At 50.3% G+C, this 21,909-nt stretch carries 12 protein-coding genes; 4 read left to right on the top strand and 8 right to left on the bottom strand.

The window, feature by feature from the left end:
- The first annotated feature begins 172 nt into the window (after positions 1-172).
- Positions 173-793: an NAD(P)-dependent oxidoreductase gene (locus tag L3D05_RS22615; RefSeq protein ID WP_239618649.1), complete on the top strand. Its 621-nt coding sequence runs from the start codon at positions 173-175 to the stop codon at positions 791-793.
- A gap of 16 nt (positions 794-809) precedes the next feature.
- On the opposite strand, the gene L3D05_RS22610 is transcribed toward L3D05_RS22615, so the two are convergent.
- Positions 810-2,870: a beta-galactosidase gene (locus L3D05_RS22610; protein WP_239618648.1), complete on the bottom strand. Its 2,061-nt coding sequence runs from the start codon at positions 2,868-2,870 to the stop codon at positions 810-812.
- Between the two features lie 181 nt (positions 2,871-3,051).
- Here L3D05_RS22610 and L3D05_RS22605 point away from each other — a divergent pair, with 181 nt between their 5' ends.
- Positions 3,052-3,891, top strand: a complete 840-nt coding sequence (locus L3D05_RS22605; RefSeq protein WP_239618647.1) for an AraC family transcriptional regulator — start codon at positions 3,052-3,054, stop codon at positions 3,889-3,891.
- 35 nt (positions 3,892-3,926) lie between these two features.
- Here L3D05_RS22605 and L3D05_RS22600 read toward each other — a convergent pair whose 3' ends face one another.
- The 4 genes from L3D05_RS22600 to L3D05_RS22585 all read right to left on the bottom strand — a co-directional run bounded on the left by L3D05_RS22600 (position 3,927) and on the right by L3D05_RS22585 (position 9,189).
- Entirely contained in the window at positions 3,927-5,477 is a 1,551-nt protein-coding gene (locus tag L3D05_RS22600; protein WP_239618646.1) for a DUF3502 domain-containing protein, read from the bottom strand.
- Between the two features lie 131 nt (positions 5,478-5,608).
- Entirely contained in the window at positions 5,609-7,237 is a 1,629-nt protein-coding gene (locus tag L3D05_RS22595; RefSeq protein WP_239618645.1) for a DUF3502 domain-containing protein, read from the bottom strand.
- A gap of 126 nt (positions 7,238-7,363) precedes the next feature.
- Positions 7,364-8,245, bottom strand: a complete 882-nt coding sequence (locus L3D05_RS22590; protein ID WP_239618644.1) for a carbohydrate ABC transporter permease — start codon at positions 8,243-8,245, stop codon at positions 7,364-7,366.
- Between the two features lie 26 nt (positions 8,246-8,271).
- Positions 8,272-9,189 (bottom strand): ABC transporter permease, encoded by a 918-nt coding sequence (locus L3D05_RS22585; RefSeq protein ID WP_239618643.1) that lies wholly within the window; start codon positions 9,187-9,189, stop codon positions 8,272-8,274.
- A gap of 211 nt (positions 9,190-9,400) precedes the next feature.
- On the opposite strand from L3D05_RS22585, the gene L3D05_RS22580 reads away from it, so the two are divergent.
- Together L3D05_RS22580 and L3D05_RS22575 are read left to right on the top strand one after the other, a co-directional pair.
- A complete protein-coding gene (locus L3D05_RS22580) occupies positions 9,401-10,963 on the top strand; it encodes a response regulator transcription factor (protein WP_239618642.1) in 1,563 nt (520 codons plus the stop codon).
- A gap of 5 nt (positions 10,964-10,968) precedes the next feature.
- The gene (locus tag L3D05_RS22575) at positions 10,969-12,780 is read left to right on the top strand and encodes a cache domain-containing sensor histidine kinase (RefSeq protein WP_239618743.1); all 1,812 of its coding nucleotides are present in this window, start codon (positions 10,969-10,971) and stop codon (positions 12,778-12,780) included.
- A gap of 241 nt (positions 12,781-13,021) precedes the next feature.
- Here the strand turns inward: L3D05_RS22575 and L3D05_RS22570 are convergent, their stop codons facing one another.
- From L3D05_RS22570 to L3D05_RS22560, 3 genes are all read right to left on the bottom strand, one after another.
- Positions 13,022-18,565 (bottom strand): glycosyl hydrolase 53 family protein, encoded by a 5,544-nt coding sequence (locus L3D05_RS22570; protein WP_239618641.1) that lies wholly within the window; start codon positions 18,563-18,565, stop codon positions 13,022-13,024.
- Positions 18,566-18,812: 247 nt separating this feature from the next.
- Positions 18,813-21,575 (bottom strand): alpha-L-rhamnosidase, encoded by a 2,763-nt coding sequence (locus tag L3D05_RS22565; protein ID WP_239618640.1) that lies wholly within the window; start codon positions 21,573-21,575, stop codon positions 18,813-18,815.
- Between the two features lie 40 nt (positions 21,576-21,615).
- Positions 21,616-21,903 carry a hypothetical protein gene (locus L3D05_RS22560; RefSeq protein WP_239618639.1) on the bottom strand — a complete coding sequence of 96 codons (288 nt, stop codon included), beginning with the start codon at positions 21,901-21,903 and terminating at the stop codon, positions 21,616-21,618.
- Between the last annotated feature and the right edge of the window lie 6 nt (positions 21,904-21,909).

Genomic DNA, 21,909 nt, shown 5'->3' with positions numbered 1-21,909 from the left:
TAACGCTGAATGTTCATCATCATACCACTTAGAAACTGAATTTCCATAGTCATTCCCTGGCAACACGGGAAGAAATACGCAAACAAGCATGGGGCGATCCCCACGCTTGTCTCGTTTCTTATATTATGATGAGGTACAATAAAATGAAAAAATGAACCCGAGGCTGAATCTTATGAAACTACTTATCTTAGGCGCAACCGGCCGCGTAGGCAAGGAAATTACCGCGAGTGCCTTGGCCGACGGCCATCTCGTAACCGTATTGGTCCGACAACCGGACAATCTCGATATCGATTCCGCTAACCTGACGATTCTCCAAGGAGACGCATGTGCAGAGCAAGATGTGCATAAGGCCGTCCAAGGCGCAGATGCGATCATTAGCGCGCTCGGTACGGACGGCGGTTCCGTCCTAACCGTCAACATGCGTTTCATGCTCGACGCCATGAAGCAACATGGGATCAAACGCATAATCACGATTGGGACGGCGGGCATTCTCGATAGTTCCGAGCATCCCGGATTGCTAAGATTCGAAGCACCCGACTCGCGGCGCTCATCCACCCGGGCGGCGGAAGAACACCGCAAAGCTTGGGAGTTGCTGGCCGGATCCGGCTTGGATTGGACGATCGTCTGCCCAACTTATCTGCCCCTTGGCGATCGAACCGGAGTCTATCGCTACCAGCAAGATCGCTTGCCGGAAGGCGGCATGTCCATCTCCGTCGCGGATACGGCCGACTTCGCTTATCGGCAGCTTCTAGACGATGCGCAGGTTGGGAAACGGGTAGGCATAGCCTACTAGCCTACCTATTAGCCTGTTACCGTTTAAGAATAGCCAAGCCGTTAACCGGCAAACCGATGCTTCCTTCGACCGATTGCCCGCTGACAAGATCCGTATAGCGCCGCTCATCCAATCGGACGGTTTGCTCCGCGCAGCTGAAATTCTGGACGAAGACGTAGTCGTTTGCTCCGTCCGTACGGACTTGAGCCGTCACGCCTTGCGGGAGCTCGGAATCCAAAGCTCGCTGCAAGCCGATCTCTCCCGTAATCGAGGCATAGAGCTCCGTATAGAATGCAGAATCCTTCACACGCGTAGCCAAATAATAAGCTTTGCCCTTCCCTAACGCATGTCGCGTTAACGCCGGACGCCCGGCGTAGAAATCGCTGCGGTATTCGGCTAAGGCTTCCGCCCCTTCGAGATGAATCAGCTCGGCGATTTCGTGCGCGTCGTATTGTCCCGTCAGCCCCCATGCGGACTCGGACCGGAGTACGATTCCGTTCGTATCGCGATTATGCAAGCCTTCCGCTTCTTCCGACCAAATCCCGAGCGTCTTCCGAAGCGGCCCCGGGAATCCCCCCAAATGGCAAAGATCCGTCTCATTCACGATCCCTGACCAATAGGTGGATACGAACGTTCCGCCTTGCTCGACGAACTGCTGTATTCTTGCGCCATCCGCCTCGGATACCAGATAAAGCATCGGCGCGATAATGAGCTTATAACGGGATAGATCATCTTCCGTACCGATTACGTCGGTCGGAATTCCCAACTCCCAGAAAGCCCGATAATGTTGAAGAACGGTTTCCTCATAACGGATGCCGGAGTTGCGAATGCCCTGCGCATCCTTAACGGCCCAGCGGTTATCCCAGTCGTACACAATACCGACTTCCGCAGTTGTCGAACAGCCAACGATCTCGGTCAGACGGCCTAGCAACTCTCCGACTTCGGCAACGTCGCGGAATACGCGCGTATGCTCATGTCCGCTATGATCGACGATCGCCCCGTGAAACTTCTCGCTGGAGCCTCTGCTCTTGCGCCATTGGAAATATTGAACGGAATCTGCCCCATGCGCAACCGCTTGCAGCGAGGAAAGCTTGTGCATACCTGGTCTTTTCAATTTGCTGACCGATTGCCAATTCGTCAGAGACGGCGTGCTTTCCATCAGCAAGAACGGCTTGTTCTGGAAAGAACGCATCATATCGTAGTGCATCGCGGTCCAAGCCGCTAGACGAGAATCGTCGCCGTCTTCCGTATAATGCCACTCTGGATAAGCGTCCCACGAGATGACGTCCAAGTGTTTCGCTAGCTTCCGATAATCGATGCCATCGGTCATATGCATATTCGTCGTAATCGGTATTTCTGGATTATAGGCGCGCACGATATCGATCTCGTGTTTGCAGAAGTCAATTGTCTTTTCGCTCACGAACCGTTTCCAATCGAGATTCAATCCATGAACTTGAGTTTCACCATGGTTGGACGGAGATTCGATCTGTTCCCAAGCGGTGTACGTATGGCTCCAGAACGTCGCCCACCAAGCATGATTGACGGCCTCTAACGTGCCGTACTTAACTTTCAGCCAATCCCTGAAAGCCGATTGGCACAGCTCGCAATGGCATTCTCCTCCGAATTCGTTCGAGATGTGCCATCCGATGACAGCTGGATGATGGGCGTACCGTTTGGCAAGCTCCCTATTGATGATAGCAACCTTGTCCCTGTAAACGGGGGATGAGTAGCAATGATTATGCCGGAATCCATGCAGGTTGCGAACACGGTTCGACCCTACTCTAAGCACTTCCGGATATTTGGCGGACATCCATGCTGGGCGAGCTCCGCTAGGCGTAGCTAAGAACGCGTAAATCCCGTTAGCGGCAAATACATCTAATTGCTTGTCCAACCAATCGAACGTAAACACGCCTTCCTCCGGTTCAAGCTTAACCCACGAGAAGATGCCAATCGACATGGCGTTGCAATTGGCAAGCTTCATCAACCGAACGTCTTCCTTCAGGATGTCCGGATATTCGCTCCATTGCTCCGGATTATAGTCGGCACCATGTAGCATAACGGGAATTTTCGAACTGATCGGCGGATATTTCTTCATCATTATCGCTCCTTTTCGTATCGTCCATTCTATCGGACATTCTTCTTATCTCTATTTCAAGCCGATAGGTTGCTCTTAGTAATATCGATCCATTACAATGATAAACATAGCATAGAGATGCTATCTCTCAGTAGCATTCGCGACTCATATTTATAGCACATAATGAAGATTAGGAGAAATTACCTTGCTCCCTTTCCGCCTGATCGAAACGTCGGCCTCCCAATCCTTGCCGCTGTATGCTTATTCCGCCGGCAGACACCACCAATACTTTCATTCTCGTCCCGACGGCTTCCCTTCGTATCAAATTTTCTTGATCAGAAGCGGTAAAGGCTTATTTCGCGATTTGGACAAGGGCCAAGAGCTCATTCTGTCCGCAGGCCAAGCTTTCGCGATCCCGCCCGACCTCCCTCATGAATATTTCCCTCTCTCGCACGAGCCTTGGCACGTTGGCTTCGTCGGATTCCGCGGAGCGCTGGCCGCGCCATTATTAGAACAGACTGGACTGCTTCCGTCGAGTCCCTTGCAACCCGATTTATTCGATTCCTGTTGGGACAATATCGGAGAAATCTGGCACGATTCCAATGAGCCCGGTAACGAAAAGTGGCTTGATCTTTCCGCTAAAATCTATCGCCTGATCATTCGCTTGCAAGATCAGAAACCGTCCAACGCCGATTCTCTCCGCCCGCCTGCGGACGAAGTGCGCAACCAGACGCTGCGGAAAGCTCTTCTTCTAATGAACCAGCACTTCACCGAGCCGTTGTTGATCTCGAATCTAGCTAGCGCCGTCGGCTATTCCCCGCAGCATTTTCAACGCCTGTTCCTGCAACAGTTCTCGATTACGCCCCACCAGTACTTACAAAACTTGCGCCTGGAAAGAGCCATCCAGCTCCTGCTGGAGAACAAATCTTTACAAATTCAAGAGATTGCGCGCCAAGTAGGCATGGAAACGAATTATTTTGTCCGCCTGTTTCGCACGACTTACGGGCTGACTCCCGGAACTTGGAGAGAGTCGCACGGCAACTAAAAAGGGAGCCCCCCGGCTCCCTCGTTCGTAATTCCTTATTCCTTCTGCAATTGCAAATACTCTTGGGTCTGTCTCTTGGCCTCTGCCAACACTTTATTGAATCCTGCTTTGTTTATTTCCTTCTCCGCTTGCGCGAACGCTTCGTCTACGTCTCGGACCATGCCGCTGAGCATCGGATTCAAATATTGGATCGCCGCTTCGTTAATCCGATCCAGCTCGCCCTGAACCGATAGAGCGTTGAAGTTAAACGCAGAATAAGCGAACGGGATTAACATTTGTTTAATCTCGTCTTTATGCTTCGTGTATTTGTCGTTCCAACCGGAGTTCGGCAATAATTGATTTTTATTCGTGAACCAGAACCCCGAAGCGTCAGGAGCGTAGTCGTTCTGCTCGGCGGACATCCCGACGGGGAATGCGACCTCGCCATTCTCGATGACGTAATTTTTCCCTTGAATTCCGTAGTAGACGAGTTGGTTATACTCCGGGTCTTCCATGATGAGATCGAGCATCTGCATCGTTAGTTCCATATGTTTGGAATCCGTGGCGATCGCAGCCCCGTTGTTAATATAAGGATCCATGATATAAGTTCGCTTCGGAGACAGGTTCGGTATAATATCGACTTCCCAGCCTTGCTGCTCCGCCTTCGCGATCGTCGATTGAATATCGTTGCTGTTGCCGTATGCCACCGCGGATTTTCCTTGCTCGAAGGAATCCTTGCTCCTTATTTTATTAGCGAAAGCATCTTGATTAATATATCCTTTGTCATACCAGCTCTTTACGATTTTGGCGACTTGGATATAGTTCGAGCGAAGCGGCTCGTCGAACATCGTAAGCAGCTTCCCACTTGGATCGTCCCAATCGGTAAATACGCCCGAGAATCCGTTGGTCGTCATTACGATATCGACGATTGCAGGCCCTAGCTCCCATTGCAAATTCGAATGCGTCTTAATAAAATCGTACTGCTTGTCTACCTGAATGGGGATCATCCCCGGCTCGTTCTTCTTGACCGCAGCCAAGAACGGCTCCAACTCGGATACTTTGTGAATATCCGGAATGCCGTATTTCTTGCGAAGATCAGCCCGGATCAACGTGACGGGAACTTTAATATCCGGCGTCGAAGTAGGGATCATATAGACTTTGCCGCCGACCTCGGCTTCCTTCCAAGCTTTCGGATTCGTTGCCCGATAATGCTTCGGCATATATTTCTTGACCATGTCTTCCGTAATCTCCCGGAACGACCCCTTGGTCGCTTCCTGCGAGTAATAAGCCCAATTCGCCGCAAAAACAAAATCGACGTTCTCGCCGGAGGACAGCACGAGCGGATAACGCGCGGCCATGTCTCCCCATTGAATGTAACGCAACTCCAGCCTTGCGTGAATATCTTGTTCGAGCTTCTGATTCAAAGCCGCAAGAACCTCGGGAAGGCCCTTAGGCGCAGTTCCGATCAAATAGCCGACGAGGGTAACCGTTTTGGAGTTCCCCCCTTTAGGCTCCGCGATTCCTTTGCCCGAATCAGAGCAAGCCGATGCCGTAAGGCTCAGCAATATAATCATCGCTAATGTTAGCATCCGTCTCATCTTAATCATTATGTCCCTCCCTGGATGCCAGACGATCCATAATCCATTTCGCGATCCGATAGCCGGATTCCTCTATACAACAATTGGAAAAGGAGCCGAACCTTCACGGTCGACTCCTTCCGGTTAATTAACCGGCAAATTTACTTATTGGAAGACTTGTAAGCTTGCGTTTGAGCTTGGGCATCAGCCAAGATCTCGGCAAGTCCGGCCTTTTTGGATTTTTCCTCCAAGGTCGCATAAGCCGCGTCAACGTCTTTCACGATTCCGCCTTGGATCGGCAATTGATATTGCATTCCTGCCGTCCCCATAGTCGCGAGAGCCGATTTTATTTTGGATGTATCCATAGAGAAAGAATTATAGACGTAAGGTACTAGAATGTTTTTCAAAGATTGCTTGTGGGCAATGTATTGCTCGTTCCAAGAAGCGAGCGGCAAGTGCTGGCTTTTGTTCGTGAACCAGAAGCCCGCGGCATCCGGCGGATACGTGTTGGATTCGGCGGTAACGCCGTCCGGCAACGTGATCTTGCCGTCTTTCACGACATAGTTGACGCCTTCGATTCCGAAATAAACCAAGTTGTTGTAAGATGGCTCTTCCATCATCAGGTCAAGCGCCATCATTGCGCGTTCCGGATTTTTGGAACCAGCGGCGATCGACACCCCGTTATTGATGTAAGGGTCTTGCGGATACGTGCCTTTGGACGAAAGGTTAGGGATGATCTCGACTTCCCAGCCATTCTCGGCCGCTTTCGCCAGCGTGCCTTGGATATCATTCGTATTTCCGTAAGCGACAGCGGATTTGCCTTGCTCGAATGCATCTTTGCTGCGTACTTTGTTGGAAATGGCGTTCTTGTTAATATAACCTTTGTCATACCAGGATTTGATGACTTTCGCGGTTGCTTTCTGGCTGTCCAGAATGTACGGGTCGAATTGGGAATACACTTTGCCTTCCGGATCGTCCCACTCCGTATGAATACCAGACCATCCATTGGTGATCAACACCGTATCCAATGTCGCGCGGCCCGTTTCCCATTCCAAATTATAGAACGATTTGGCGAAGTCGTACTGGCTGTCCGCATTGATCGGAATCATGCCCTTCTCGTTCTGCTTGATCGCTGCCAAATACGGCTCGATATCTTTGAATTTCGTGATTTCCGGAACGCCGTACTTTTTGCGAAGATCGCCACGGATCAACGTTACAGGCACCTTCTGGTCAGGAGTAGCAGTCGGAATCATGAAGATTTTGCCGCCGATCGACGCTTCTTTCCAAGCGACTTCGCTTGCAGCCGCAAAGTGCTTAGGCATATATTTCTGAAGATCGTCCTGCGTAATTTCGCGGAAGGCGCCTTTCGCCGCTTCTTGGTTATAGAACGCCCAGTTCGCGGCATAGATGAAATCCACGTCTTCTCCTGCCGCCAGAACAAGAGGATACTTCGCGCTCAGATCGCCCCAGCCGATATAACGGAATTCGACCGTCGCATTAATGTCCGCTTTCAGCTTTTTGTTAAGCTCTTCCACGACTGCGCTCATGCCGGCAGGCGCGTCACCTAACAAATAACCGACCAGCTTAACTTCCTTCGACGTGTCTACCGCGTTGTCCGAACTAGCGGATGCCGAAGCGGAAGGCGATGATTCCTGAGAATTCGACGCGCTTGGTGCCGCGCTGCTTTCCTTTGCCTGATTGTTATTTTTGTCGTTACCGCAGCCTGCTAACACTAATGTAAATACGATAATCGCCGAAATGAAGGTAAACAACATTTTTGACTTAATCATTGAAATCCTCCTAATAATGAATGATGGAATGATATCCCCCTGTGAATCTCTTGAAAAGGCTGTTCAACTTTAGTATCGAGCCTATGCCAGTACGACTCACCTCCCTCAAGGAATGAACGCGATCCTTTAACCTTTTACCGCTCCGACCGTAATACCGGATACGAAATACTTCTGTACGAACGGATATAGCAGCACGATCGGTCCGGTTGCAACGATCGTTAGCGCCAGCTTCAACGATTCCTTAGGCATATCCAGCCGAGGAACGCTGTTTACGATCTGCGTGGAGAAGTTTGCGCTGGACAGTATGCGATAGAGCGTATATTGCAGCGTATATAAATTTTCTTTCTCGACGAACATGAGCGGCGTCCACCAGTCGTTCCAATAGCTCAGCGCCGTAAACATTCCGATGGCGGCCAGACCCGGTTTGGAGAGCGGCAGAATAATCTGGATGAAAATTCTAAAGTCCCCCGCTCCATCGATTTTCGACGACTCTATCAACGCATCCGGAATCGAGCCGTTAATGAAGTTTCTAAGAATGAGAATGTTGAACACGCTGAACATCCCGCACAGCATCAAAACCATAAGATGATTTTTCAGATGCAAGTCTTGAACGATCAACAAGTAGAACGGCACCAAACCGCCGTTGAACAATGTCGTGAAGAACAGGAAGAACGCTAAGCTGTTCCGATAACGAACGTCCTTGCGGAACATGACGTACGCTGCCATCATCGAGACGAACAAAGAAATGATCGTGCCTGCGACCGTTATGAAAATAGTGACTCCGTACGAGCGCAATATTTTTTGCGGATTCTGAAACACCAGTTCATAAGCGTCTAGCGAAAATTCCTTCGGAATCAAGGAGTAGCCGTAATAAATGATGGAATGCTCGGTAGAGAAAGAGTTAATGGCAACCACGAAGAAAGGAACTACGGCGATTAATGCGAATAGCCCGACTATGATATGCCCGATTATGTTTAATATGGTTACGTCCCGTGAACGAATTCCCATGTCTATCACCTCGATGGATTCTTTTTTTAGAATAAGGCGTGATCACGATCGTATTTCTTGACCAGCCCGTTCGCGAGCAGAATGATCACGAAACAGAGAACGGATTGATACAAACCGCCGGCGGAAGCCATTCCGAAGTCCGGACTAAGCACCAACGAACGGAATACCAACGTGTCGATAATATCCGTGCCATCCATCAGAATCCCGTTGTTGCCAATCAGCTGATAGAACATATCGAATTCGCCGCGCATGATTCTTCCGATTCCCAGGAGCACCAAGATAATCGTCGTCGGCTTTAACAAAGGCAAGGTCAGATAACGAATTCTTTGGAAAATATTCGCCCCGTCGATCTTAGCCGCTTCATTAATCGAGTTATCGAGCCCCATGATCGCGGAAAGATACAAGATGCTTCCGAAGCCGACCCACTTCCAGACGTAGAAGAACGGAAGGATGAAATACCAATAACTGACGTTGGAATAAATATCGATCGGTTCAATACCCATGTTCTTAAGGAGCGTATTAATGACGCCGAACTCGTAGTTAAACAAGTTGTAGACGATTGCCGCTACTGCGACCCATGATAGGAAGTAAGGGAGGAACAGCAGCGTTTGTGCTGTTTTCTTGAATACTTTGCCCGCCATCTCGGCGATGAGTACGGCAACAAGAATTGAGAAAAACGTATATGCGGCTAGAAAAACGATGTTGTATAAAAAGGTGTTTCGAGTCACCAGCCACGCTTTGCCCGAGCTGAAGAAATACTCGAAGTTGTCCAAGCCGACCCAAGGACTGCCGAACATGCCGCCGGAGTAATTAAAATTTTTGAACGCGACTACGATTCCGGCCATCGGGTAGTAGTTAAATACGATGAAATAAACCGCAATCGGGACGAACATCAAGTAAAGAACCTTGTTCTTCATGAGCTCGTGAATAAATCCTTTGTTCATCTAGGTCCCTTCTCTCCTATCTATTATCTGTATCTGGATGCGCTTACAACTGTAATTATAAGGAACCCGAAAATGATTAAGAATGACACAGGATTACGATTTTCTTGGTTAGATTACGGAATTACGACTTCCGGTTTAGGAGCGGTTGCGCATATTCGAAATCCGATATATATTGTAGGCACACATTTGAGAAACGGGGGGACCTGTTGCGATGAAGGTTCTATTGGTCGATGACGAGCCTCTAACTACCGAAAGCCTGGAACGTTATATCGATTGGCAACAATTAGGCATATTCGAAGTGAAAACCGCATCTAACGGGTTAGAGGCATTGGAACTTCTGCCGCAGTTCAATCCGGATATTATCGTCAGCGACGTTCGCATGCCCCGGATGAACGGAATCGAATTCGCTACGGCCGCGCGCGAGCGTTATCCGACGGTTAAGCTCATTTTCTTAAGCGGCTATTCCGACAAGGAGTATCTCAAATCCGCCATACACCTTAAGGCACTCAGCTACGTCGAGAAGCCGGTTAAGCTCGAGGAGCTCACTTCGGCCATTCGCGAAAGCGTTTACCAATGTCAAGCTGAAACCGCTAACCGCACGCTGACCCGATCGGTTATTCGTCATCGCATTCTAGCCAAACTCCTTAAAGAACCTCTCTCATATGAAGAACTTCGCGAAGAATTCGGAGATCACGTTCCTTCCTTCTTCAATAAGTCTGCTCGTGCAATGGCCATCCTCATGTCGGTGAATCACGAGGCCGATCCAAAGCTCAAACAATCATGGCATACGGAAATCGCGGATCGGTTAGCCGATCTCGTCGGGGAAACGAATGTCGCGAATTGCTTCTGCGGTTACGCGGGGAACGATACGCTGTTCGTTCTTATGGATGCGGATGAAATATCTGCTTCGAGCTTCAAAGATTCGGCGAGGAAGCTGCTCTATTCTTTGAATGCCCTCTACGGGGACAAGATCGCTTTCTCCATCGGCATTGGGAAGCCGTCTGCTGCCCAGGACACACTTACGGTTTGCTGCCTCTCTTCCATCGAAGCCGTCCGATCGCAATTTTATTTCGGGACCGGACTTGTTTTCTCCGAGCCTCCCGCGGAAGTCCGTTGCGACCCTTCCGCTATCGCGGCCAAGCTATACCCGGATTTCCGCCATGCGCTTAGATCGGACAGCGCGCTTGAAGCGGGTTCCCTTGTCGAGCAATTGACGCAGGACATGAGGCGGGAACGCGACCCTGAAATCGGTCGCGTCAAGAACGCGTTCTTCAAGCTTCTGATGATCTTGCATGAGTTTGCGGTGGAGAAAGGATTAACCGGAACGGACCCTCAGCAGGAGGAGAAATTCATCTGGCAAGAAGTTGGAGAGCTTTCCACTCTGGACTCGCTGAGCGATTATGTAACCGCAAACGTTCAAGCGGTATTCTCTCAATTCAAGGAACATACCGCGGTAAATGCAAGAGTAGGCAGCGTCATGCAGTACATTAAAGAGCATTACTCGGACAAAGACCTAACGACGCGTTCGATCGCCGACAATACTTACTTGAGCCAGAATTACATGTGCGCATTGTTTAAGAAGGAAACTGGCAAGACGATCAACGAATACATTACGGAAGTGCGTTTGGAGAAAGCGAAAGAACTTCTGAAAGACCGCCACGTCAAGCTTTACGAAATCGCGCTGTCGATCGGCATTACCGATCCGAACTATTTCTCATCCATGTTCAAGAAATCGACAGGGCTCACGCCTAGCCAATATAGGGAGAAAATGTGACGGCCATGAGACGATTGTTCCGCCCATTCCGCGATTTAAGCATTAAAAATAAAATGTTTATATCGTTTTTGCTCATATTGACGGTCTCTTCCGGACTGTTCATTGTCGTCAATTCTTATATCACTTCGAACGATACGGAAAAGCAGGCTAGATATTCCTTGGAAGTCGTTCTCGAGCAATCCCGTTCTTTCCTCAACTACAAGACGAGTTCGATCCGCAAGGTCGTAGATATTATGGTCATTCACGATACGATTCAAGCGATCGTTGCAACCAAGTCCGAAGTCTATCGCAACAATATCGGCAACTGGCTATTAGATGAATATGTTTTTAATCAACTGATCTACAACGTTCAGACGAATCCCGATATTCAGAAAATAAGCCTCTATATGAGGGATGGGATGGCTTCCATTCAAGCGACGGATCAATTTCTTCGGTTGGAGGATGTGCAAGCGGAGCCTTGGATGCTGCGGTTGGTAAACAACGAGAAGCCGTACCTGTGGATTCCCTCCGAATCGGTATCGGAGTCCGACGGAGATACGATATCCTTCTTCCGCAAGGTGCCAAGTCCGATAGACAATAACGATTTCGCGGGTTTACTAAGGGCTGAAATGCCTAAGATGAGCTTAGTCCAAATTTTAGACCAAGCCTTGTTCACCCAATCGACGTCGGCCCTGCTCATCAATAGCCGTAACGAACTCATAGCAAGCTCTAGCCAGGGAAAAGTTTCCGACCCGGATACGATCATCCAATCACTGGACAGCATGACGAACACGAACGACGACGCCTTCGAAACCGTCACGCTGAACGGCGAGAAAATGCTGATCGGAACGGTGCCCGTAGAACATACGGATTGGCGATTCATTCTCGTCGTACCGCAGCATGACATCGTGAAGATCGCCCAAAAATCGCGTAATCAAATGCTCGTCATTTTCCTGTTCGTCGCGGCCATGACGTTCCCGCTCGCCTTCTGGGTGTCCGCATCCGGAACGATCCGCATCCGTAAGCTGACCAAGAATATGCGGAAAGTCGGCGTAGATAACTTCAAACCAAATCTCGATCCCAAGAACAATGACGAGATCGGCGAGTTGACTACGACGTTTAACCGGATGATTACGCGGATCGACGATCTAGCGGCGGACAAGTATCAGCTCGGATTAGACGTGAAGAACATGGAGCTTAAAGCGCTGCAGGCGCAAATCAATCCCCATTTTCTATATAACACCTTGGACATGGCCAATTGGCTCGCCATGAAATACAACGCGGACGATATTCGGGTGTTGATTACCTCTCTCTCGGATTTCTATAAGCTCAGCTTAAGCAACGGGGAAGATTTCATCTCCGTTCGCAATGAAATCGAGCATGTGTCCGCTTACGTGCGCATACAAAATATGAGGTTCCGCGACAAGATCGATCTTCGGATCGACGTACCCGAAGAGCTGATGGACTATCGAACGTTGAAGCTCCTGCTCCAACCGCTTGTCGAGAATGCGATCCTACACGGGATCATGGAGAAAGAAACGCAGACGGGAACGGTATGGATACGCGGTAAAATGGACGGGGACACGATCGAGCTCATCGTGGAGGATGACGGAATCGGGATGGAAGACGGTACTCTGCGAGGCATTCTAGATGGGACGCTCAAGAAAAAAATCGGCGGCTACGGCATGCGGAACATCCATAACCGTCTTGAGCTCATCTTCGGTTACCCTTTCGGCATAATGGTGGAAAGCAAAATTGGCGAAGGCACTAAGGTGACGGTCAGAATCCCCGTGCAGGGGACGTCAGAAGAAGCGGAAGCGGAAGCGGAACGCGCGTAAATCCATAATCGCTGCCTAAATAGGCCATCCTTAACGGGATGGCCTATTTTATGTATTTTTAAGGGGGACTTACTGTTCCAAAAAGGTTGGACCCACACCAATTATCGCCGACAAATTTATTAATGGACTATTAATAGATTTCCGTGGGTGGTATCATTTTTCGACCAAATGAGACTAGCATAATTGTAAAGGAAAGGGCAGTCCAAGAAGGTCATTAAGACCTCCCGAGACTGCCCAAGCTTTATTTCGCCGAAAGATATAGACGATAGATAATCATAGCCGCTTCCGCTCTCGAACAATGCTCCAACGGTGCGAATCTGCCGTCGGCGACGCCTTTGATCAGTCCTGCATGGAACATCGCGTTTACGGCATTGACTGCGTAAGGGGACACTTGGGATCGATCCTTGAAAGAGCCTTCTATTGAGCCGGAGCTCAGATCGATTCCAAGATGTTTTGTTGCCTTGAACGCGATCACGGCCATATCCTCTCTCGTAATCCGATCCGCAGCGCCTAAGCTGCCGTCGGGTTTGCCGTCTACAATTCCAAGCTGCTGCGCGATAGCAACTTGATTAAAGTACCATGCGCCTTTAGGAACATCCTTTAACGTTGTCGTCGCATTGTTTGCTTCCAGATCGAACGCTCGAATCAACATGGCGATAAATTCAGCACGGCTGACATCGCCTTTCGGCCCGAATTGGCCGTTGCCGATCCCTTTGATCGCTTCCCTTGCCGCTAAAGCTCCAATCGCCTCCTTAGCCCAGGCATGAGATCCAAGATCGTTAAAGGTGACGGCGACATGAGCCGCCATATATTTACTGAAATGCTTTGCCTTGAACTCTACTTTCCCCGTCGTCGGATTGTACTTGCCGTTCTTCACGATCTCGAGTTGACCCTGATCATTAATGAAGTATACGACGACTTGATTCGGATTTTCTGCCGGTTTCAACGTGTAAGGAATAGCAACCTGAACTTCATTTCCATTAAAATCTCTAATCGGTTTCCCATCCAGCAGCAAGTTGAAGTCGAATACTTCGTTGTCGCCAACCCGCGATCTTACCCCATCTCGCAAGATTGCCGAGTCAACCTTGGAAACGGTAAGCTGCAGATTCCCTGAAGCAGTAGCTCCTTTGCTCTTGAGCAAGTCCGGTTGAATAGAGAGGGTAGCCAGCCCCGTATCCATAACTATGACCTTGATTCCGTCTTGTCCGGCTTGCATGACGGAGGCGGAAGGAAGGCTAACTTGCACTTCATTCGTTCCGGCAGGCGGCTTCACTTCGATACGTACGGTGTTATTTTCCGTATTCTGCGTGGCCGATTGCAGTTGTTCGACCGGAACGTTTACCGCAATTTTTCCAGTCCCATTGGTAACCGGCACAATGGTAATCGTCCCTTTGTTAACCGATATTCCTGGCTGCGAAGGTTGCGTCGATCCTGATGAACCGGAAGATCCGGATGGATTCGACGGCGTCGTCGTCACTTCCCCGTTTAAGCTAACATTCACGCCTGAAGTGGTTTCGTAAGCGACAACGGCGACATTGGCCGTTGTTCCCGCCGAATATCCCGTCTTGCTTGCCGTAACGCGATATCCCGTTCCTTCAGGAACATTCGGCAAGTCGAATGCACCCGATTGATCCGTAACCGCGGAATACTCGACTCCGCCAACCGTAAGCTTAACTGCGGCCCCTACAACTGCGTGGTTAGACGGATCCTTTACCGTACCTGCAATATTTCCTACTGCCGGCCCCTGGTAACCGAGCTCCACTTGGTCGACGAGCATCCAATTCCCTGCCTTGGCATCCGCATAGAAACCGATCGTAAGCTGTCCGTTAGTTACTTTCACGTTGAGCAGCTTCTGGGTCATGCTGCCCGTTACAGGAATGTTGACCCTAGCCTCCGCGCTTCCCGAATCCTTGGCATACATATAATACTCGTTCTGCCCTCCGCCTCCAGTAAACCAAGCGGAAACGGTATAGTATCCATTCGCCAATCCGGTAATCGTTTGATGAGCGTCCGAGATGAACGGTCCCTCCATCCAACTGGATAAAACGTATTGCCCCTCTTTAACCGCAGCGTGCGTCTGGATGTAAGTTGATTTCTCCGTTCCCAGAGTCGTGACCCAGTTCGGAATGTCGAACTTGTTCGTACCCTGCATTTCGAAACTTCCGTTAAGTACCGGAACCTTAGCCGACACCCGAAGATTGGCTCCTTCCGTCGTATTAAGGGCGCTTACCTGAACGCCAACTTTCGTCCCCGCTAAATAACCGTCCGCTTGGGCGGTAATCGTATAGGAGTTACCTGCAAGCACTTGATCCAGCTTATACCCGCCTTGGGAATCTGTTGTGGTGCTAAAATTGCTCGTCCCCGAGACCGCCGTCACGACAGCGCCGGAAATGGATTGTCCATTCGTATTCTTGACCGTTCCTTTGATCGATCCTACGTTAAGCTTCAAGACGATATCGGGACTTGTCGTTTTCGCTCCAATGGTTACCTGAATACCCGTCGCCGTGCCGTCTAAATAGTTGCTCTTGCTAGCTTTGACCGTGTATCCGGTACCCGGTGGGACATGGTAAATGGAATACCCGCCTGATGCGTCCGTTACCGCCGAATAAGATTTTCCTGATGCGATGACGTTAACATTCGCGCCTGCTACGGGAACGGATTCATGATCGATGACAGCTCCAGCAATCGTTCCTGAATTCAACGCGACCGTAAGGTTCACGCCCGTCGTCGTGCCCCCATAGCTTGGAACGTCGATTGCTGTTGCGGAGCCCTCTTGATAACCGACTACGGTCGCTTTAACCGTATATCCGTTTGCTATCGGCAAATCGTTCAACAGATAAGTTCCGTCTGCTTGCGATAATGTCTCGTAAGTTTTTTCCGAAGTTTCAACGCTTATCGTCGCCCCCGGCATGAGGTTTCCGCTCGTATCCGTTACGGTCCCGGAGATCGCTCCGCCCATCAGAACCAGAGAGTCTGCAGTCGTGTTGGCTCCTGCGGTCACGATAGCCGTTGTCGTCGAGCCGCCGCCATATCCGGCTTTGCTTGCGGAGATCGAATACCCGTTTCCTTCAGGTACGTCAGGGAAAATATAATTTCCTTGCCTATCGGTCACGGCCGAATATATCGTTCCCGACGCGTTCATGGTTACGTTCGCATGGTAGATTCCCGTTCCGCCCGCACCTTTAACCACTCCGGTCACGTTCCCCGAGTTCGTACCTTCCGTGTTGTATTTATAAGCATCGTGCGCAGGCAACGCCCTGCCATTGAAGTCGAATAGGGTCGTATTGGATACGACGTTAACGTCCGGCAGATCATCCGATTCTTTAATTGCCCAGCCTACGCCCGGCGTCGCGATCATGATCGGATCCCAGTACAAATCCCCTATGACTCTGCCTCCGTTAACATTTTTCAAACCGTTGAAAAGCTCGAGCATGAAGTTCTTCTGCCCTTCCGGCGTACTCGTGCTGTCGGAATAAGGACCGTTATCGGACAGCTGGCCGGGCTCTCCGTTCGGCAGAGTCGAGTTCCAATTATAGCCGGTCTCCATGATCATAATGTCCTTGTCGTATTTGGCGCTTATCGTGTTGCAGAACGCTACGATTTGTTGTACCGTCAAATCCGTCCAGAACGGATAATAAGAAGGGCCGATAATATCGTAAGGTACACCTAGCTCTGCGGCTTTATCGAAGAAGCTCGTGTATTTGCCGTAATCACCCGCTCCGTCCAAATGAAGGATGATCTTGGAAGTTGGGGAAACCGCCTTAACGGCCGACGCGCCGGCTTTTAGAAATTCCGCCAAATTCGTCCATGCCCCGTCCGTAGCCCTACCATACGGAAACAGAATGCCCGCTTGCATCTCGTTGCCTAAAGACACGAATTCAGGAGTCGTTCCTTGGGCAACCATTGCCTGCATGACTTCTGTCGTATAATCGGACAGCAATTGTTTGAGCTTAGCTACTTTAGCGGAATCACCCGCTAATCCGCTAATCTGCTCCGCCCATTCATGCGGAACCATATGCGTGGCCCCGTTCGTCCAATAGTCGCTGTAATGGAAAGAAAGTTGAATTTGCAGCCCCGCCGCTTTGGCCCGTTTGGCCAGCTTCAAAATATCCGCTTTATCCATGATGCCGGCCGGACGATAGTAGTTCCCGTCGCCATGCCCTTTGCCCGGATCGTTATAAACTCGCAGCCTAACGATGTCGTGACCGTTCTCCTTGAGAATCTGGAACAGGTCTTTCTCCACGCCGTTCGCATCGTAAAATTTGCCGCCCATTTTCTCGACATGGCTAAGCTCCGATACGTCTCCGCCCTTGAGTAACCGATAAGGCTTATCGTCTTTGACGAGCTCTACGAAATCCATTTTCGCCCAATTGCCCGCGTTCGCATCCGAATAAAGCCCGATCGTCGCTTGGCCCGTCGTCACGTGTATGCCCCTTACGGTAACTTTCGTCCAGCTGTCCGCAACCGGAAGGCTCGTTCTGGACTCGGAAGTTCCGTTGTCTCTCGCGAATAAGTAGCTCGCTTTCTGGCCGCCGCCGTTCTGCGTCCATGCCGTCAGCGTGTAATACCCTTCCGCTAGTCCGGTTATCGTCTGTTGCGTAGAGACGGTGTAAGCCGAATCTCTGTAATGCGTTAAGCTGTTCGCGCTTAAATAACCTGTCGCTTCGGTGAAAGAAGCCTCGCTATCTCCCGCTTCACTCCATTGATCGATGACGTTCGAAGGACTTCCGACCTCGAAATCACGGTTTGGAATATTCTCGCCGTTGGGATCGGGAACCGCGCTGGTCTCTTTCGTTAAAGTGACAAGATCCGCTCCCAGCCATCCTCCGGCTTTGCCGTTTGCATGAAATCCGATCGTCAACTCTCCATTATCGACTAGAACCGATAAACTGATCTTGATCCAACCGCTATTCGTCGGCATGGATGCCTTCGATGTTGGCTTTCCAGGAACGTCGGCATACAGCACTTTGTCATTGAATTTGTCGTTCCCGGTCACCCAAGCCGAGATCGTATAAATCCCATTCGCAAGTCCCGTGACCGTCTGATGAATATCGGCCGTATAAGGATCGGCTTCGTTTAAGTAAAATTGCAGGTACTTCGCTCCGCCGTCCGCCCCTTCTCCCAGTTTCCAAGAATCGGAGTATCCCGATCCCGTCGAGATTACGCCGGATGCGGGAGTGCTAGCCACAACCCATGAAGCAAGATCGCTCTCGAAGCTTGCATTCATTAGGCTAGGAGTTACGCCTGCCTCGGGTGCTTGTTCGCTCGTCAGAGTAATCAAGTCCACGCCTAACCAAGCATCAGCGGACGAATCCGCGTAAACTCCGATCGTTAACTGATTGTTCGTCACGGTTACGGGTAAACTTACTTTCATCCAACTTCCGCTGACGGGAATATCGGTCTTCACCTTATCGATGCCGTTTCCAATTGCGTACAAATACCGTTCGTTATTCGTTCCGTTACCGGCAATCCAAGCGGATAACGTGTACGCCCCATTCGCTAAGCCCGTTAACGTTTGATGCGTGTCTGCCTTATACGCATTAGCTGAATAATAATTTAATTTGCTGGCGCCTCCGCCGGTCGGAGTCCATCCATCCGTATTAATGGAAATCGCTCCGCTCCCCGTGTCATCGGTTACCCAATTGGCTAATTGATTCTCGAAGCTTCCGTTAGGCACCATGATGTCCGTCGATGCGGCCTTAACCATCTTACCTGGGGGTAAAAAAACCATGATTAAACAGATAGCTAATAGAATGTGCAAACCAGATCTAAAATTTCGTTTCATTACACCCACCTCTATTTCCCCCTATCCTTCTTATCAAAGCATTAGAAACGGCGCGCGTTGAATGCGCTTACAAGAATTATAAGGAATCCGTTTTTCGCTGATAATCGGGTTATTCAACGATTTCCTTGGACGGATTACGGAATTCATTAAAGCCGCATAGGACAGCGAAAAAACCTGCCGAGATTTCCTCGACAGGTTTGATAATTGATGGAGTAGGAGTATCACTTTTAAGCGGGTATACTCCCCTCTATTCGCATTTGCTAGAAGTAAAACGATATTCCCCCGAACCGACTTTACAATGAACGTATCCCGCTTCGAATTTGACTATCCTTATATCCGTGCATTGCCGGACCGGATTCCCGCTCTCGCTGATCTCAGCCCCATCGGCAACAGGAAGGCATACGACCGCTCTCACATTGGGCGGCAGCGAGACGTCAAGCTCGACCCCGCCCGCTTCGGTTGTCTTCCAAGCTACTTCAACCAAACCTTGGGGCATGAGATGGCTGGCCTTCGTCCAATCGATCCCCTCTGCCAGGAACGGTTTAATGACAAGATCCGTGTCTTCGTGCAATTTCCCGTCGTAGTCGCGGACGATTCCCGCCAAGTATCGGTAGAACCATTCTTCTACATGACCTAGCATAAAATGATTTTGCGATTTGCCGGAAGTGGGTCCATCCCAATGCTCCGTCAGCGCCGTTGCACCATGTAGGATCTGATAGCCGTAACTAGGATCGTCCGTCTGGTTGAGCATCCGAGCAATCACATCCGAACGGCCTCCTTCACTCAATGCGGTCAGCAGCAACCGATGTCCGACGTCGCCGCTTGTCGTATGATAACCTTTCGCTGCCACGTCTTCGCATAGAAGATCCAACACAGCCGGGGCTAGGGAAGGATCGGTCATGCCAAGCGCCAGCGGAGTTGCATTGGAAGTTTGGCTGCCGGAGCCGTATCGACGTGTCGTCGAATCGAAAAACTGATTGTGGAACGCCTTGTTCACTTCATCCGTCATTTCCTTATATTTATGCGCTTCTTCAATTAAGCCTAGCAAGTCCGACACTTCCTGCATGATCCGCAGCACGTAGAAGTAATAACCCGTCGCCGTGATCGGAACCGGCGTATTCTGGGCATGAGGGGGATTCGGGCCTACGTCCGCCCAGTCGCCCAAACCATGGCTGACGATGCCGTTATGGGACATCATCGTTAAATAAGCAGCATATCTGGCCATTCCTTCGTAATGTTCCTTCAATATCCGCGTATCGCCTTCCCAATGATACAGGTACCACGGAATTACGACGTAAGCGCAGCCCCATTCAGGCGAATCCAGAAATCCTTCTTCGAATACCGCATACTCTGGAGAGATGCTCGGGATAAGTCCATTCGTTAACTGGGAATCCGCCATATCCCTTACGGCTTTGCGGAACAAGTTCGCCAATCCGTAATTATACATGACTGACGGACCCATGAGATGGGTTTCCTCCAGCCACCCCAGCTTTTCCCGGTGCGGGCAATCGGTGAATACGCTCTTTACGTTGCTGAGAATGGCCCAATTAATGATTTCATGAATTCGATTCCACATCGGATTGGAGCAGGAAAATTGCCCGATCGTCGGAGTATCGGGATAGATCAATTGTCCCTCCAACGACTCGATGACGGGTTTGTCTGTCTCCGCTTGATCTTGATTGGTTAACAAGAGCTCCCAAGGAGTCGCCCCTTCAATCTGCACATACCGATATCCCGTATAAGTAAACCTAGGAGTCCAGCTTTCTTTCCGATCTCCTTTGGCCGTATACACAAAGTAATTCCAAGCCTCATCCTTCTGCTGGAGCTCCTGCCATACCCGGCCGTCCTCGCCTAACAATTCGGAGGGCGTAACGACAATCCTCTGTCCGGCTGAAGCACCGCTAATCGAAAGCTTAAACCAGCCGGAGAAATTTTGGCCGAGGTCCGCCACGTAAACGCCCGCAGAAGGTTCTGTCCATTTCGTCGGCCGGAATATCTCTCTCACTTTGTTAGGAGGATTCATCTCTCTCCTTAATCTACCGCCTGGTGCAGGAACAAGAGCCGCTGGAGTCCAACTTTCGTCCTCTTCGTAACTTGGCTGATCCCAGCCCGTCTTTTCTTGTCGCGCATCGTAATCCTCTCCGCCGAAGTAGCAGGAGTAGACGATCGGACCTTGGGCAACCTTCCAGCTGCCATCGCTGCAAATCCATTCAGTCGTGCCATCCGAGAAGGTGAGAGCGAGCTGAACGATCGCTTTCGGATCATCTTGCTGGACGCGCTTGGGCGAATAGTCTCTCTGCAAAGCGTTCTTCATATAACGTCCGGGCTCTTCATTCACGTTATAGAACCCGTTTCCGAGCATCACTCCGACTGCATTGTTCCCAGTACGAAGATGAGAAGTAATATCATGGACGGCGTACAAGCACGTCTTCCCGTAATTCGTCCAACCTGGCTCCAGAACGTGATCGCCTACTTTGACTCCGTTCAACCTCAGCTCGAAGTTTCCTAATCCGCTCACGTAAGCTCTTGCCTGAACTACCTCCCGATTCAGCGCAAACTCGCGCCTCAAGAGCGGCAAAGGTTTGGAATTCCGATAGGCTTCCCCAGATGACCAATGAGCTAGTATATTCGGATGAACCCCAATCCATTGCGCTGTCCAGTCCCGTTCTTCTAATAGCCCCATCTCCCAGAAGGCTGTTTCGCTGCTCGAAGCTGCTCCGGTCTCGTCCCACGCTTGAACTTTCCAATAATATTTGCGAGTAGAAACAAGATCAGGACCTTCATATTCCACGTTCGTGTGATGGCCCGATTGAACGATGCCGCTATCCCATAGGTTTCCTTCGTTAGACGAAAGAAGCAGCGGGTCATCCGACACCCGAATCCGATAGGCGCTTTGAGCTTGACCGCGCTGTGTCGTAGCGTCAAAGCTCCACCCGAATCTAATCTTACGGCAATCGATTCCGAGCGGATTATTAATATCTTCAACGGTAAGCTTAATAAGATGCAGCATAACTAAACGCTATCCCTCCTCTATCGAACGCAAATTGTATTCACCACTTCGCGGCTACCGGATCAGGACAGTAAGAATCACGCAGCTTCGTTCTGATCTTCACGTAACATCCGCAATAGCGGCAAGTCGTTCCGCCTTGAAGTGACGTGCATTGCTCGCAATGCCTCAGCCTTGCCGCAGCCTCCCCATCCGATACGAAGGGGACGTTGCCACCCTTCGCCATCCTTTCCAGAAACCTTTCAATCTGGCTCTCTTCCGTATGAACGGCTTCCCGGCAGCCTTTGCAGGGAACAACCTGGACTCGTGCCCGTTGTTGCTCTCCGTACATGAGTCC

Source organism: Cohnella mopanensis, from assembly GCF_022352055.1.
Classification (GTDB): Bacteria; Bacillota; Bacilli; order Paenibacillales; family Paenibacillaceae; genus Cohnella; species Cohnella mopanensis.
This window is presented reverse-complemented; position numbering and strand designations above follow the sequence as displayed.

Coding starts and splice junctions, on each gene's coding strand:
- L3D05_RS22615 (WP_239618649.1), top strand. CDS start 173: ATGAAACTACTTATCTTAGGCGCAACCGGCCGCGTAGGCAAGGAAATT.
- L3D05_RS22610 (WP_239618648.1), bottom strand. CDS start 2,870: ATGATGAAGAAATATCCGCCGATCAGTTCGAAAATTCCCGTTATGCTA.
- L3D05_RS22600 (WP_239618646.1), bottom strand. CDS start 5,477: ATGATTAAGATGAGACGGATGCTAACATTAGCGATGATTATATTGCTG.
- L3D05_RS22595 (WP_239618645.1), bottom strand. CDS start 7,237: ATGATTAAGTCAAAAATGTTGTTTACCTTCATTTCGGCGATTATCGTA.
- L3D05_RS22590 (WP_239618644.1), bottom strand. CDS start 8,245: ATGGGAATTCGTTCACGGGACGTAACCATATTAAACATAATCGGGCAT.
- L3D05_RS22585 (WP_239618643.1), bottom strand. CDS start 9,189: ATGAACAAAGGATTTATTCACGAGCTCATGAAGAACAAGGTTCTTTAC.
- L3D05_RS22580 (WP_239618642.1), top strand. CDS start 9,401: ATGAAGGTTCTATTGGTCGATGACGAGCCTCTAACTACCGAAAGCCTG.
- L3D05_RS22575 (WP_239618743.1), top strand. CDS start 10,969: ATGAGACGATTGTTCCGCCCATTCCGCGATTTAAGCATTAAAAATAAA.
- L3D05_RS22570 (WP_239618641.1), bottom strand. CDS start 18,565: ATGAAACGAAATTTTAGATCTGGTTTGCACATTCTATTAGCTATCTGT.
- L3D05_RS22565 (WP_239618640.1), bottom strand. CDS start 21,575: ATGCTGCATCTTATTAAGCTTACCGTTGAAGATATTAATAATCCGCTC.
- L3D05_RS22560 (WP_239618639.1), bottom strand. CDS start 21,903: ATGTACGGAGAGCAACAACGGGCACGAGTCCAGGTTGTTCCCTGCAAA.